17 protein-coding genes and 1 tRNA gene are annotated in these 13294 nt (G+C 45.8%); 9 read left to right on the top strand and 9 right to left on the bottom strand.

Annotated features, from left to right (window positions below; all coding sequences use genetic code 11):
- Position 1 precedes the first annotated feature (1 nt).
- The 3 genes from narH to Vsou_RS10150 all read left to right on the top strand — a co-directional run bounded on the left by narH (position 2) and on the right by Vsou_RS10150 (position 2526).
- Entirely contained in the window at positions 2-1525 is a 1524-nt protein-coding gene (gene narH / locus Vsou_RS10140) for a nitrate reductase subunit beta (RefSeq protein WP_188604099.1), read from the top strand.
- Entirely contained in the window at positions 1518-2030 is a 513-nt protein-coding gene (gene narJ, locus Vsou_RS10145; protein ID WP_188604100.1) for a nitrate reductase molybdenum cofactor assembly chaperone, read from the top strand. The genes narH and narJ overlap by 8 nt, the downstream gene beginning before the upstream one ends.
- A 145-nt stretch (positions 2031-2175) precedes the next feature.
- Entirely contained in the window at positions 2176-2526 is a 351-nt protein-coding gene (locus Vsou_RS10150; protein ID WP_052885797.1) for a ferredoxin family protein, read from the top strand.
- 77 nt (positions 2527-2603) lie between these two features.
- Here the strand turns inward: Vsou_RS10150 and Vsou_RS10155 are convergent, their stop codons facing one another.
- The 4 genes from Vsou_RS10155 to Vsou_RS10170 all read right to left on the bottom strand — a co-directional run bounded on the left by Vsou_RS10155 (position 2604) and on the right by Vsou_RS10170 (position 4576).
- A complete protein-coding gene (locus Vsou_RS10155) occupies positions 2604-3440 on the bottom strand; it encodes a DMT family transporter (protein WP_264890715.1) in 837 nt (278 codons plus the stop codon).
- A 47-nt stretch (positions 3441-3487) separates the two neighbouring features.
- Entirely contained in the window at positions 3488-3697 is a 210-nt protein-coding gene (locus tag Vsou_RS10160) for a hypothetical protein (RefSeq protein WP_264890716.1), read from the bottom strand.
- Between the two features lie 52 nt (positions 3698-3749).
- Positions 3750-3826: transfer RNA gene (locus Vsou_RS10165), tRNA-Ala, on the bottom strand.
- A gap of 27 nt (positions 3827-3853) precedes the next feature.
- Positions 3854-4576 carry a GNAT family N-acetyltransferase gene (locus tag Vsou_RS10170; RefSeq protein WP_188603887.1) on the bottom strand — a complete coding sequence of 241 codons (723 nt, stop codon included), beginning with the start codon at positions 4574-4576 and terminating at the stop codon, positions 3854-3856.
- A 91-nt stretch (positions 4577-4667) separates the two neighbouring features.
- On the opposite strand from Vsou_RS10170, the gene Vsou_RS10175 reads away from it, so the two are divergent.
- Positions 4668-5783: a Clp1/GlmU family protein gene (locus Vsou_RS10175; protein ID WP_188603886.1), complete on the top strand. Its 1116-nt coding sequence runs from the start codon at positions 4668-4670 to the stop codon at positions 5781-5783.
- On the opposite strand, the gene Vsou_RS10180 is transcribed toward Vsou_RS10175, so the two are convergent.
- A complete protein-coding gene (locus Vsou_RS10180; RefSeq protein WP_188603885.1) occupies positions 5780-7093 on the bottom strand; it encodes a glycerate kinase type-2 family protein in 1314 nt (437 codons plus the stop codon). The genes Vsou_RS10175 and Vsou_RS10180 overlap by 4 nt on opposite strands.
- Before the next feature lie 54 nt (positions 7094-7147).
- On the opposite strand from Vsou_RS10180, the gene Vsou_RS10185 reads away from it, so the two are divergent.
- From Vsou_RS10185 to Vsou_RS10195, 3 genes are all read left to right on the top strand, one after another.
- Complete coding sequence (locus Vsou_RS10185; protein ID WP_054844745.1) at positions 7148-7723, top strand: translin family protein; 576 nt, start codon at positions 7148-7150, stop codon at positions 7721-7723.
- Between the two features lie 197 nt (positions 7724-7920).
- Positions 7921-8073 carry a hypothetical protein gene (locus tag Vsou_RS10190; RefSeq protein WP_229709918.1) on the top strand — a complete coding sequence of 51 codons (153 nt, stop codon included), beginning with the start codon at positions 7921-7923 and terminating at the stop codon, positions 8071-8073.
- A 31-nt stretch (positions 8074-8104) separates the two neighbouring features.
- Complete coding sequence (locus Vsou_RS10195) at positions 8105-9070, top strand: transposase (protein ID WP_188603884.1); 966 nt, start codon at positions 8105-8107, stop codon at positions 9068-9070.
- Here the strand turns inward: Vsou_RS10195 and Vsou_RS10200 are convergent.
- The 3 genes from Vsou_RS10200 to Vsou_RS10210 form a co-directional block, all read right to left on the bottom strand.
- Entirely contained in the window at positions 9050-9523 is a 474-nt protein-coding gene (locus tag Vsou_RS10200; protein ID WP_188603883.1) for a zinc ribbon domain-containing protein, read from the bottom strand. The two genes, Vsou_RS10195 and Vsou_RS10200, sit on opposite strands and share 21 nt — an antisense overlap.
- Before the next feature lie 78 nt (positions 9524-9601).
- Positions 9602-10171 (bottom strand): hypothetical protein, encoded by a 570-nt coding sequence (locus Vsou_RS10205; protein ID WP_188603882.1) that lies wholly within the window; start codon positions 10169-10171, stop codon positions 9602-9604.
- A complete protein-coding gene (locus Vsou_RS10210) occupies positions 10152-10301 on the bottom strand; it encodes a hypothetical protein (protein ID WP_188603881.1) in 150 nt (49 codons plus the stop codon). The genes Vsou_RS10205 and Vsou_RS10210 overlap by 20 nt, the downstream gene beginning before the upstream one ends.
- A 339-nt stretch (positions 10302-10640) precedes the next feature.
- Between Vsou_RS10210 and Vsou_RS10215 the strand changes: the two genes are divergently transcribed.
- Entirely contained in the window at positions 10641-11522 is an 882-nt protein-coding gene (locus Vsou_RS10215; protein WP_188603880.1) for a hypothetical protein, read from the top strand.
- 109 nt (positions 11523-11631) lie between these two features.
- On the opposite strand, the gene Vsou_RS10220 is transcribed toward Vsou_RS10215, so the two are convergent.
- Positions 11632-12633 (bottom strand): NAD(P)H-dependent amine dehydrogenase family protein, encoded by a 1002-nt coding sequence (locus Vsou_RS10220; RefSeq protein WP_188603879.1) that lies wholly within the window; start codon positions 12631-12633, stop codon positions 11632-11634.
- A gap of 455 nt (positions 12634-13088) precedes the next feature.
- Between Vsou_RS10220 and Vsou_RS10225 the strand changes: the two genes are divergently transcribed.
- Positions 13089-13271, top strand: a complete 183-nt coding sequence (locus Vsou_RS10225) for a chromatin protein Cren7 (RefSeq protein WP_229709917.1) — start codon at positions 13089-13091, stop codon at positions 13269-13271.
- Positions 13272-13294: the final 23 nt, after the last annotated feature.

A 13294-nucleotide genomic window follows, 5' to 3' on the forward strand; every position in this document is an offset into this window, starting at 1 on the left:
GATGAGGGTCCTGGCCCACATCTCCATGGTCATGAACCTCGATAAGTGCATTGGCTGCCATACGTGTAGTATAACGTGCAAGAATACCTGGACTAATAGACTGGGTGCGGAGTACATGTGGTGGAATAATGTCGAGACAAGGCCAGGTGTTGGGTATCCGAGGCGTTGGGAGGATCAGGAGAGATATAAGGGTGGTTGGGAGTTGAGAAATGGAAGGCTTAGGCTTAGGATTGGCGGTAAGATTTCAAGATTGCTGAGGATATTCTATAACCCATACCTACCCACTATTGATGATTATTACGAGCCTTGGACCTATGATTATGAACGACTAATAGAGGCTGAACAGGGTGAACAACCTGTTGCCAAGCCAAGGTCATTAATAACAGGTGATGAAGTGGAGGTTAGATGGGGTCCTAATTGGGATGATGACCTTGCCGGTTCACTGGAAATAGCGTCCCAAGACCCTAACTTGGCAAGTCTTGAGGAGGAGATTAAACTTGAGTTTGAAAGGACGTTCATGTTTTACCTGCCTAGGATATGCAATCATTGCCTTAACGCGCCATGCGTTGCGGCATGCCCGTCAGGCGCCATCTATAAGAGGGAGGAGGATGGCATTGTGCTTGTTGACCAGGGAAGATGCCGCGGTTGGAGATTCTGCGTATCGGCATGCCCGTACAAAAAGGTATACTTTAATTGGCAGACTCATAAGGCTGAGAAGTGCACATTCTGCTACCCAAGGATTGAGAATGGACTACCTACGGTATGCTCGGAAACATGTGTTGGCAGGATTAGGTATATTGGAATATTGCTTTATGATGCCGATTCCGTACTGAAGGCGGCCTCTGAACCTGACCCAAAGAAATTGGTGGATGCTCAATTATCGATAATACTTGATCCAAGTGATCCGGAGGTTATGAAGTTGGCTAAGGATAATGGTATTTGGGATGATTGGATAGAGGCTGCCCAAAGATCACCAACCTATAAGCTCGTTAAAAAGTGGCGCATAGCCTTCCCACTACACCCGGAGTATAGGACCATGCCCATGGTATTTTACGTACCACCACTAAGCCCCGTGCTCAGGCTGTTTAGTGGTGAGGAGTTGGGTGAGGTAGCGCCGGAGGATGTATTTCCGAAAATTGATTCATTAAGGATACCCATTAAGTACTTAGCGAGCATGTTTACTGCGGGCAATGAGGAGTTAATACGTAATGCCCTTAAGAAGTTATTGGCGATGAGGATCTACATGAGGAGCCTTGAGCTTAAAAGCCCTAATAAGGATGCGCTTAAGGAGGTTGGATTAACGGAGCAAGACGCACTTGAAATGTATAGGCTGTTGGCTATTGCTAAGTATGAGGATAGGTTCGTAATACCTAAGTCACATAAGGAGAACATGCTTAATGCCTATTCGGAGCAGGGTATGTGTGGGTATGATCAGTTTAAGGAGGCTGTGCCTGAATTAAGAAATCAATTTATTAGTAATGGTAAGATAAAGATAAGAATCAGTAGGAAGGCCTTCAATGAATAGGCAGTCAATCCTTGAATTAATCGCGGACCTGCTCGAATACCCAACGGCTAAGTTAATTAGCGATTTAAAATTAATGAGCGTCAATGATGGTTATGGTATTGGGGAGATTGAAATCTTCATAAGGGAGGTATTAAGCCGTGATCTTTACTATTTGCAAGAAATTTACGTGGAAACCTTCGACATGTCAAGTAAAACTAACCTTTACCTATCATACCACGTTTACGGTGATAGAAGTAAGAGGGGTTTATTCCTGGCAAGCTTAATGGAGCTTTACAATAAGTATGGATTTAATTATAACAGGAATGAATTACCCGACTACATACCAACAATACTTAGGTTCATAGCCAAATGCAACAATAAATGCATAAAGGATACCCAGTTCAAGCATTTAATAAGTGTATTAAGCGATGCCATTGATAAAATAAGGAAGAACATGCCCCAGGAAAATCCTTACATCCACCTTCTCAATGCCGTGAAGATCATGCTAAGTGAAATTGAGAGATGAACGATCAGTTTCTCGCAAAAATATAGATTACTTATTTTTACGGTGAGAACGGAAAAGTAATTGAGACTTCTTACGTGAATTGACGTACGACAGTCTCAATAGTAATCCATATAAGAGGGGAGAGGTAATCCTACTAAGACCAGCCATGGCTCAGAGAAAGCCTGCTGAGGAGCTAAGGAAGTACATAAGGGTTATCGATGATCAGGACATATGTATTGGCTGTGGTGCGTGCGTAAGTGTGTGCCCATACCAGGCATGGGAGCTTGATGAGAATGGTAAGGCAAGGCTAATATGGGACCTATGTTATGATGATTTCTCCTGCATACCCGTATGCCCAGTGAACTGCATATGGAAGACTCCCGAATCACCTGAGACCGCGAGGAAGAAGGATGGGTGGTATAGGTTCAGTCATGAGTTAACGCCAGAGGAGCAAAAGGTATTTGAGGAGTGGGCTCAGAAGTACGGGATAACAGGTAAACCAGCCAAAACATCATGATAGGTTAGAGAGGGCATCCCCTTAAAATTAACTTGTTTTTCCTTCAATTTCCAGCTTTATATCGAGGAGCTTTAGGACTAACTTAACATCACTAGTATTATTGCCACTACTATTATTAGTGCGCCGAGGAACTTAAGAATGCTGAATCTCTCCCTGCCCATGGTGCTCGACATGGCCTGGGCTATCAATGGCATGGTGCCCGTCAGTATCACAGTAAGCCCAAGGCCTATTAAATCCATTGAAAGGGCAAACAGGGCAACACCAAGGCCCAGGTCAAGCACGGCTATGATGGGTAGGTAACCACGTACCGTCCCCCTAACGGCCTTAGCAATGTTACTTCCCATGAGGCGATTAACCACGAATAGTACGATACCGGCCGCTGCAACCCTCGTGAAGGCTATGGAAATGGGATTTAACCCAGCAGTATCGGCGATCTTAATCATTGTTTGGCCCGCCGACCATGCAACGGCCGCGGAGAGCCCGAGGAACAAACCCTTAATCTCCCTCCTTGAACCACCACCGCGGGATAGTAGGTAGACGCCGGGTATTAATAGTATGCTGGCCATTAGCTTCGTTATTGTCAGTGGTTCGCCTAGGAATACCGCGAATAACACTGTTAATGGTATGTAGGTGTAGGATGCCGGTGCGGCTATTGAGACGCCTGAGTAGTTTATTGAGAATAGGTATAGTGAGTCGCCAATGACGAGTGAAAGCAAGCCGCTCAGTGAGCCCCATATGGCTCCGTAGTTAAGCCCCAGCACCATTGCTGGAATTAGGAGTATTACTGAGGTGTAGAGCATCCTGAGGAAGTTCACTGTTAATGGGTGCATCCTCTTCATGAAGTCTCCATACATTATTGATGCCCAGGCCCAGATAATGGCTGTTGATAATGCAGGTAGGTCCTCAATAATCATAAGCCGAAGAATCAAGTAAACAATGCTTTAAAGCATATTCTCCGAGGTTAGTCAGGCCCGAAAACAATACCAATGTCCTTATCCGGCGGTTTAAAGGAGGGCACGCTTTTAGTTAATTTGCTCCTAATGGTGTTAACGCCAACCTTAGTCATGAGGTCCCTAACCCCGTGAATACCCGACTCCCTATACATCTCAAGTAGAACCTGTGCCGCGAGCTCCGCATCCCCTGGGTCAACCGTACCAATGACGAAACCCAAATTAACTGGGAACAAACCCAGTGCATTAAGAAACAGAGAAAAGAATGACCCGTGGTGGACCGGCCGGGATTTGAACCCGGGTTCTCCCGCGTGCAAGGCGGGCATCCTTCCAGGCTAGACTACCGGCCCAAGGGAAAAGAACGGATTATTGGGAATTTAAGCTTTTGCCTGTGCTTGGTTTAGTTCTTTCTCGTAGACTATGAACCTGCCGTAGTAATTCTCGAAATCGCCATTCTCCGTGGCCAATACCTCGGTTTTGGCAGGCATCGTTGGTGGCCCCACGGAGAATTCGCCAAGACCTATGCCCCTGCCGATGTACACTTCGTTTATAATAGTCATTACAAAATCCTCGGTGGCCCTTGTACATAGCCAATGCTTTCTTGTCATGCAATAATAACCGTTTGTTTTCCTCAACGCATTCCTGATCACCTCCCGCATTGCCTCTCCGCGGACTATACTCACTGGGCTCGGCTTTGCCACGCCCGTGAATAGAGTTAATACCTCGTGAAACCCAAGGGACCTTGCTAGGCGGTGGCTTGGTTCATTCCAGTCGGCGATCATTAACATTACATGCCTAATACCGTTTTTGACTGCCTCGTTGAGTACGTACTCCGTCAATGCTCTACCAATGCCCATCCGTCTATAGCTGGGGTGAACCCGTATTCCCTCTAGCCATGCCGTACTCGTTTCCCTAATTAATACCATATTCATCACACCGACTACGTGGTTCTTAATAACCGCCACATATGCCGTGCCCTCGCTGATCCATTCATTAATGGCGTTAGGCACGTAGTCGCCCCATGGAAATGTATTTCTCGTGAATTCAATTATTTGCCCAGTATCGCTGGGTAGTGTCTTCCGTATCGTTAATTCAGTCATTATGGTCACCTGGTTTAATATTTCGATGATTTTTACCTTTTCCCTATTGCCCTGCAATAAAGCACTTAAATACGTATATGGGTTATTTCCCGTGGGCTCGTTGACTTTAAACTTCAGTAACGGTACCTTGATTGTGGAGGGTCCTGCCACGGTCACTGTGGTGGATGGACAATGTGAGGTGTTAGGTTGTCCCGTGAGAGATTCCCTAAATGTTGAGAGATTTAGGGCGTTGCCCATATTTGCCGGTGGTTCATGTACGTTATCCGTTAGTGGAGGTTCCGTTAGATACGTTGATGGCACCACAATACCGAGTGACTGGGAGGGACTTAACCTTGAGGGTATTGCCCTGGTCGTTGGTGATGTTGATTCTGGCAAGACCACATTGACAACATACTTATTGAATAGGCACGTGGCCAGGGGCTTAAGTACGTGTGTCGTGGATGCCGATGTTGGTCAGTCATCCATAGGGCCTCCAGGTGTTGTTGGGCTTTCCTGCGTTGGACTACCAACACCGACATTAGAGGGTTTACACATGATTGGTGGGTTCTTCGTTGGTTGTAATAGCCCGTCGCAATGTGTTGGTAGGTTTATCAGTGGGGTTAGTGCCATGGTTAGGGAGGCCTTTAGTAGGACGCCGGGTCTCGTGCTGATTGACATGCCTGGCTGGGTTGTGGATGGTGGTATTGAGTTGATAAGGAATGTCGTTGATGCGGTTGGTGCGGACTACGTGGTGTCCATAGGCATTAACCTACGCTTAAGGTCGAGTGTCAAGGTGATTAATGTTTCTAGGCCAAAGTACGTGAGGCCCAGGAACCCGGATGAGAGAGGGTTTCTGAGGAATCAGGCTTTACGTAGGTACTTAAGTGGTGAGTTAGTTAATGTCAGTATTGAGTTAAACAGAATCATTGGTAACTCGGTGATTGAGTGCATAGTCAATAATTGTGGCCATTACGTAATTGATAACGTGGCCGAGGTCACTAGGCATGGTGGTGTGGTTAAGGTGCCGTCTAGGCTCTTTAGTAATGTATTCATTGGTTTGGTACGTAGGGGTTTCCTGGCAGGTTTTGGTGTGATTAGGGAATTTAACCTTAGGGAAGGCGTCGTGAGCGCCATTGCTACGACGGATTACTTTGATGAGGCGGTCATGGGTAGATTACGCGTTGATCCTGAGAAGCTGGAGGAGGCCGAGCCATTCCCACTACTTTAATGGCCTGAGACGAAGATCACCGTCACAATGTTTAGGTTGCTACCGGTCCACCCGGTACGTATTATGGTGTTTGTCCTTTCGAATATAACCGCGGTGTTATTACTACGTAATTCACCTATGGGATCAATACCCGACTTCATGGCGTCCTCAATAAGGCGGCCATCAGCAACGCAACCTGCCGCATCCATATTGCCATCAATGCCGTCAGTAGCTACGGAAAGCATGGAAATACCATCAATACCCCTAACCGATAGGGCAAAGCCTGTGCACATTTCCGTAGTTCTACCACCCCTGCCATTACCCACCACAGTCACCGTCGGTTCACCACCCGATAGGATTAATCCTCTCCTTATTGGGACACCCCTAAACCTAGCCTCCAGGGCTATACTCGCCAAGTACCTACCAACCTCCCTGGCCTCTCCATCCATCCTAGACGTAAGTATTAACGACTCCATACCAAGTGACCTAGTGTAATTGGCTATGTCCGTGAGTACGTCCATGTTACTCGCAATTACGTAACTCCACGTGTTAGTTAATTCCTTGGGGGTCTCCTCAATTAGACCCTTTAAGCCCTGTTCAAGGGTATCCTTAACTGCACTCGGTACCTTGTCCCAAAGACCCCTATTCCTTAGTATAGCTATGGCATCCCCATATGTGGTTGGGTCGGGAACCGTTGGGCCGCTGGCAACCGTTGCTGGGTCATCACCAGGCACGTCACTGGCTATTAGGGTTATTACCTTACCACCCCTCCTAACCACCTCCCTGGCCAACCTACCGCCTTTCGTCATTGATAGGTGCTTCCTCACGGTATTTATCTCATGAATAGTGGCACCACTTCTCAGGAGTAAGTTATTGACTTTCTCAATATCCTCAAGGCTTAAGCCCTTAATGGGTACTTCAACGAGGGCGGAACCACCACCACTTATTAGGAATAGTACGTAATCACCACTCCCAACATTACTTACTAGGTCAAGTATTTTCATACCGGCGTTGATGCTTGCCTCGGTTGGTAATGGGTGTGTCGATTCGAGAATCCTTATTTTCCGTAAATTACCTGGTGTTCCCTTGGGTACTACGGCAATGCCATCAATTATCTTGTCATATGCCATATCCTCAATGGCTCTGGCCATACCTATTGAGCCCTTACCTATGGCTATAACGTAGAAGTCATCAACCTCGTGATCCATGATCCTCACCTTACCATTGTTAATACTAATAGCCCTTGATGCCCTGAGGTATAGGTCTGAGAACTTGAGAATGACGCCAAGTAAATCACTCAACACATCACCGCTGAATACGGGAAATACCACGTGTATTGTTAATGGCGATTGATTTTTTAAGGATTGGGTTATTGACATAACCGTATGATTGAGACCGAGAGACTTAGGACCAGGTTGAGGGAACTGGAGGAGGTCAAGGATGAGGTAATTGGAACTGGGGTTAAGGTGAATAGGTTATCCAAGTCAGTGATATATTCATTAATAAGGGATGATGTCGAGACAGCACGCAAACACATTGGAGATATGCAGAGACTTGTTAATAAGCTCAGGGACTTAATAACCAAGTACCCAATGTATTATAACAATGCCGTCATTAGCCTTCAGGAATATGTTGAAGCAATGACCATGTGGTTCTTCATAACAGAGAATAGGATACCGGGTCTCAGCGAGTTGGGTGTTGATGCCGAGCCCTACGTAAACGGCATTGCTGACTTCACGGGCGAGCTCAGTAGGAAGGCCACTGAGGAAATGATTAAGAATAACCTAGACTTTGCGTTGAGGGCTAAGAGAGTGATGGAGGAATTGTACCTGGATTTACTCAGTCTCGAGCCTAGGGATTACGAGATGAGGAAGAAGGTTGATTATGTATCGTCTAACATTAATTGGTTGAATGAGAAAATATTCTATAAAACATTAAATATTAGGACAAATCAGGAGTAAATCATTAGGGACCTACACGTGATCGCCCATGGAGAAAGGCTTAAAAATCTTCTAAATTTCTCGATCTCGTGACCTCCCTTCACCGGAAATACAGAAAATGAACAAAGTTCTACAGTAAATACAGGTGTAAAGCTGAGAAAGGCCCTGACGTTTTGGGACCTGCTCTTCCTATCAATATCAGGGATGGTTGGTAGTGGTTGGTTATTCTCGCAGCTTTAGCAGGCGCTGCATATGCTGGTCCAGCCTCATTAATATCATGGCTCCTAGCCGGCGTTTTCTTCATATTCATAGGCCTCTCATACGCCGAACTAGGCTGTTTCGGAATAAACGGCACATTTAAATACTTTTAAACTCTTCTGATTACTTGACGAGTGGGGAAACGTGGAGAAGCTGTATAAACTTAGTGGGTTCGCTAAGTTGAAGAAGTTGTCAAAGACCCTTAAGAGAACAGTAGTGTTAGAGGGATGGACCAACAGGACTGGTAGACAAGCTCTCAGAGAAATTACTGAAGCATATAGAAGTATGCTACAGGAAATGCTTGACTACGCCGTGGAGAATGGGGCCTCACAATCAACACTGCACAGAGTCTTCTACCACAGGTTTCGTGAACAATACCCATGGCTACCCACTAGGGTCATCAAGAGTTGCTATAGGGATGCTGTTAGGAGGGCTAAGTCCTTCAGGGAGTTGAAGAGGAAGGGATTAGCTAGGACAGATAAACCAGTAGTGAGAAACGTGACTATAACCTATTCTGATCTGCAAGATTGGAGACTAGAGAATGGCGTTATCAAGGTAAGGACTCATAGAGGATGGGTAGAGATACACTATAGGGGTCATAAACAGCTACATAGATACCTCTATAATGGGTGGAAACTCTCTAGTGAGTTAAGACTTAAAATAAGTGGCGGAGGGGTTATTGTCTACTTGACGTTTACGAAGGACTTCGAGGTAGTGTATGATTCACGCAATGTCGTGGCTGTTGATGTTAATGAAAACAATGTTACATTAGCTCTATTCAAGGATGAGAGTCTACATGAAGTCTATAGGATAGATACTGGTCTTGGAAGAATAGTTATTGCCTATGCTGAGAGGCGGAGAAGGATAACCAAGGGTAGGTCTACTAAGATTAGGAGTGTGAAGAAGGTGCTTAAGAAGCTTAGGGAGAGGGAGAGGAAGCAGGATGTAATCTATAAGACTTCCAAGATAATTGAGGAGATTGCAGAGAAGAATAATGCAGTTGTAGTTGTGGGTAATGTTCATAAAGGTAAGAGGAGACTAGTTAATAACGTTAAGAAGAACACGTTAAGGCATAGAATTCACAAAGGGTTAGGAAGCCTCGCCCTTTAGGGCGGGGAGGTATTTTAATGCCCAATGTAGTGGTACATTGTCTCTTTCTTCCTCAAACCCACACCTGGGGCACGCCATTATCCTAGCATGCCTTGTAGCCTTCACTAACTTTAACCCAGCCTCGCACCTGGGGCATACTGTACTGTAGAGTCTCCTCTCTTCCCAGTAGACGCCGTACCATGATAAGACATTCTCCAAATACTTCGCAAAGGATCGCAGGGTTCTTTGTAGGCTTGACCCCCTTAGGCTCTCATCATTCGGTACATCAATGAGGACTAGTGGTTCTTTACCGTGCCTCCTGGCAATCCTCCTAACCCTCATGACAATCCTATCCACGGTTTGCTGAATCCACGACTTCACACCCCCACCCAGCGTCATCCTTATTAATGAGGAGTACACGTTAATCTGCCTCTGGGTCAGGCACCCCTGGTTGTAGAGGTTATCCCTCAGCATCATCAGCCTCCTGGCGTGTAGCCACCTGCCACCCCTGTTGGGTGACCTATACTTCTCAGTCTTTATCAGCCTGCCATCTCAGTAATGCACCACAATACCGTGGGAACTGTTGAGGTCGACAACCACGAGGAGTGGGTTCCTTGGCGATTGAACAATGCACCTCCTGTGGAGGATTATTTGTACAACGAGCTTACCATTCCTCTCGAAAACCCTCACACTCTTCTCATCTGGCTTCTCAGCCAGCCTCTTGCTTAACCACTCCAATGCGCGCTTAGGTATCTCAATCTCCACTTTCTTATTAAGCCTAAGGATTAGCCTCCCATCCTTTATGAAGGCACCCTTCCTTTCATGCAGGGCATCAACCAGCGGTATGTTTAGTAACATGGAATGAGGCATTGGCGTCTCCTCTATCCCCTTAAACAGGTACATTGGGTCTCCCTCATCAATCAGGTGCCAGCGCCAGTATGATTTTACCTCCTCATTTATTCCCTTCAATACTTCCTCAGACGGCTTCAGCCCAAGCCTCCTAGCCCAGTACAGGTGGGATGCCAGGGCTTGGTACCTCCTAATGAATTCCAGAACCTCCCCATCCACCCTAGCCGTTAGCGTCAGGACTCTGAAGCCCTCCTCAACCCTCAGTGGCGACAATAACAATCACCTCCCTATCTTCTTCATACAGTTTCCTCGCCCTTTGGGCCAGCTCCTTCGGGATGTAGATTATGAGTCTACCACCACCATGGCTTGAGATCCTAGCCCTAAAGATAAACTCCACACCCACGTACTAACTAGAGAACAAAAAAATTATAAATTTTTTGCTCCCTTAGGTATTAGGAGTTGGGCTGGGGCGAGCCTAGCAGGCAATGAGCCCCAGCCTCCCCGAGGCTGACGGCGGGGCCTGAACAGTGATGCCGACCCCGTGAGAGGCGCCTGAAGTATGAGAGACGCCCTAGTGGGGACAGAACCCCCCGCCCCTTCAGGGCGGGGAGCCGTCAGCGTAGTAACTATCCACAATATCTTCCGTGAGGAACACAATTGTGATAAACACAAGTACTGCGTTTAATTTAAAAATTAACTGATTTCAGTAACTACGAATGTAGCATTTAGAATTGGTGATTAAATGAGTATTGATACGAACCACTCCAATGATGCTGAGGAGTTTAGGAAAGTACTTAGGGTGTTGGTTAATGGCGAACGTGTTAATGTAAACCCCGATACTCTTAGATTGGCTGGGTTGAATAAGGTATTGCTTCATGTTCTTAGGATTGTTGATTATCAGGGGGATTTGCGGCGGGAACAGGAAGAGAGATTAAGGAGGATCATAAATATGGTTCGGGAGATCGAGTATGCGCTGGAGGGAATTGACCATGCGTTTATCAAGTTAGTTAAACCCGTCATATACGTACCGGCGGATATTGATATACTTGTCAGGAAGGATCAAGTACTGCTTGCCACGATCAGGTTGATCAGGCGTGGTTATAGTGTTTTGCTTTATGAGCCTTATACAATAACTCTGGTTAAGGATGGAATTAATGTGGATCTCTATGTGCATCCATCAGCTGCGAGCCTGGTTTATGCCAGGGGTGAGGAGTTCTTAGACCTCAAAGCTACCGGTGAGTACCATGGCGTTAAGATAACGACTATAGAGAGACACGCCGAAGTCGTATTGGCAATACTCCACGCAGTTTACAAGGAGGGTATAATCACACTTAATGATGCGTTGACAGTAATGTTCTGGCTGAATAATGATGCAGTGAACCTATGCGCTAGGTTGGGGTGCATGAATGCCATGGAGCTCGCCTTATCCGTGACTTACCTTGCAATAAGGAAATCATTGATTTTGCCATATAAGTTACCAATAAGTGTTTGGTTCACGTACCTATTAACGAGAACCCTAGGAAATAGGCGATATACGTCATCAATTCTGCAGGGGATCAAGAGAGTCGGCGACGGCAAATTCATACCTCAATTAATTAATAGAATCATGAGAACTAGTTACTAAATTCACGAGCCTGTACTCTGAGTTACAGCATTCTTAATGCTCATGAACCTGCAATCAAGTGATGATTAAGATTGCCTAGTCGTTGGCCTTAGGCATTGAATTGATTAAACTATATGGCGTTGTATTCCGCGTATGAGTAGTTTATTAGGTCTTTGAGTGTTATTAGTCCAGGTCTTGCGCTTAGTACTCTTGGTATTAGGTTGACTATTACTGCTGCAGTGGCCGGGTCGCCGGGCGTTCCAGTGCTTCTCCACGTGATCGACGGCTCACCCTCAAGCCTAACCTCCTCAAAATCCTCACAACCAACACAAGCCCTCAACTCAACCCTAATAACCTCCCTACCACCAATGAAGCCACTTCCGTGACCAACAACGCCCTTAACCTGTCCAGGCCCAACCTTGAAGTACTGCGTCTCGTAATTCCTCTCCGCAATTAACGCCTCCTGACCCTCCTCAACCCTATCCAGCCTAAGACCAATGATACTGGCTAGTAGTAGTACTGACTCTGGGAAGCCCACGTGAGCCGTTATCTCACCCCTACTCAACGCCTCGGTGAATTGGCTTGGTGTCATGCCAAGGCCAATCTTCCTCTGGAAAGAATACCTCCTCTTTGAGGCATCCAGGGATCTAATCACTGTGATTTTATTGAGCTTCGTTAATGCCACTGAAAGCACCGCGGGCAATGCGTCAAATACGAAACCTGGGTTAACACCGGCGCCAAGCACTGTAGCACCGTGATCCCTGGCGTAATTATCAATAAGCTCCGCGAGGTCTGGGTACCTATACCAGGGCCATGATAGGGTCTCGCACGTTGATACGACGTCGGTACCAACCCTAATCGCCCTCATTATCTGTGAATAGACCTTATCGAAGTAACTACCGGTCGAGTGAAGAACAACATCCGGGTCAGAATCCTTGAGGACCTTATCGGCATCATTCTCAACCTTGATACCCAACGACTTACCTAAACCTAGTACATCACCAAGATCCTTACCAACCTTCTGCGGGTCAATATCAATCGCACCAACAACATCAAATCCCCTATCAAGGGCTACCCTAGCTATTAAATGACCAATGGGCCCAACACCATAGATAACAACCCTAGTTACCATTATAAACTACATCACCTTAAACGTTTATAATTATTATCATCACGAGAACCTACGTTACGAATAATAAAGAATCAACGAATAAATTATCGTCCTATAAACCTGGCCTTAGGTTTAGCAAGCTCATCATTGTCTCAGCGCTTGGGAACCCTTCGTCACTATAGACTCCGTATACTTCCTCATATCGTCATCAGTATTAAATAATTTTCGTTATATTTCAAATTCCAATTCACATCCACAGTCACATTGCGCAATATTCTGCATTTAGACCCGAAATAATTAATTTAGAATCTTGTGAATAATTATCATGGAAATCACTCGTTATTGTCCATTATTATGATTCAATAAGTCATATAATTCCTTGTAATTACCCATGTAAAAAGAGAATGGCTAGGTTCAGTTTTTTCAGCATTTATGGTCATGATTATTTATTAAGGATAGAATAGGTGGTAAGGACAATGGCGGAATACACAGGCTATATGGAGAAGGAGTACGATGTCGAGTGTGATGGACAGATAATGAAGCTTAAGCCGCTGAAGGTCTGGATGCTCGCACCAAAGGGCAGAAGAGGCGTGATAATTGGTCTTTTTAAATGCCCAAGCGGTAAGATCGTTAGGAAAGCAATTGGTAGGGTTGAGTAAGATCTTTACCTTGATGAAGTTAT

Origin of the sequence: Vulcanisaeta souniana JCM 11219 (genome assembly GCF_026000775.1) — an archaeon.
In the GTDB taxonomy this organism is placed as follows: Archaea; Thermoproteota; Thermoprotei; order Thermoproteales; family Thermocladiaceae; genus Vulcanisaeta; species Vulcanisaeta souniana.

Bases quoted from the DNA above. Each gene is read 5' to 3' on its own strand.
- Vsou_RS10215 (WP_188603880.1), top strand. From the start codon at position 10,641: ATGAGTATTGATACGAACCACTCCAATGATGCTGAGGAGTTTAGGAAA.
- Vsou_RS10225 (WP_229709917.1), top strand. From the start codon at position 13,089: ATGGCGGAATACACAGGCTATATGGAGAAGGAGTACGATGTCGAGTGT.
- Vsou_RS10185 (WP_054844745.1), top strand. From the start codon at position 7,148: ATGATTGAGACCGAGAGACTTAGGACCAGGTTGAGGGAACTGGAGGAG.
- Vsou_RS10150 (WP_052885797.1), top strand. From the start codon at position 2,176: ATGGCTCAGAGAAAGCCTGCTGAGGAGCTAAGGAAGTACATAAGGGTT.
- Vsou_RS10155 (WP_264890715.1), bottom strand. From the start codon at position 3,440: ATGATTATTGAGGACCTACCTGCATTATCAACAGCCATTATCTGGGCC.
- Vsou_RS10200 (WP_188603883.1), bottom strand. From the start codon at position 9,523: ATGCTGAGGGATAACCTCTACAACCAGGGGTGCCTGACCCAGAGGCAG.
- Vsou_RS10220 (WP_188603879.1), bottom strand. From the start codon at position 12,633: ATGGTAACTAGGGTTGTTATCTATGGTGTTGGGCCCATTGGTCATTTA.
- narH (WP_188604099.1), top strand. From the start codon at position 2: ATGAGGGTCCTGGCCCACATCTCCATGGTCATGAACCTCGATAAGTGC.
- narJ (WP_188604100.1), top strand. From the start codon at position 1,518: ATGAATAGGCAGTCAATCCTTGAATTAATCGCGGACCTGCTCGAATAC.
- Vsou_RS10170 (WP_188603887.1), bottom strand. From the start codon at position 4,576: ATGACTGAATTAACGATACGGAAGACACTACCCAGCGATACTGGGCAA.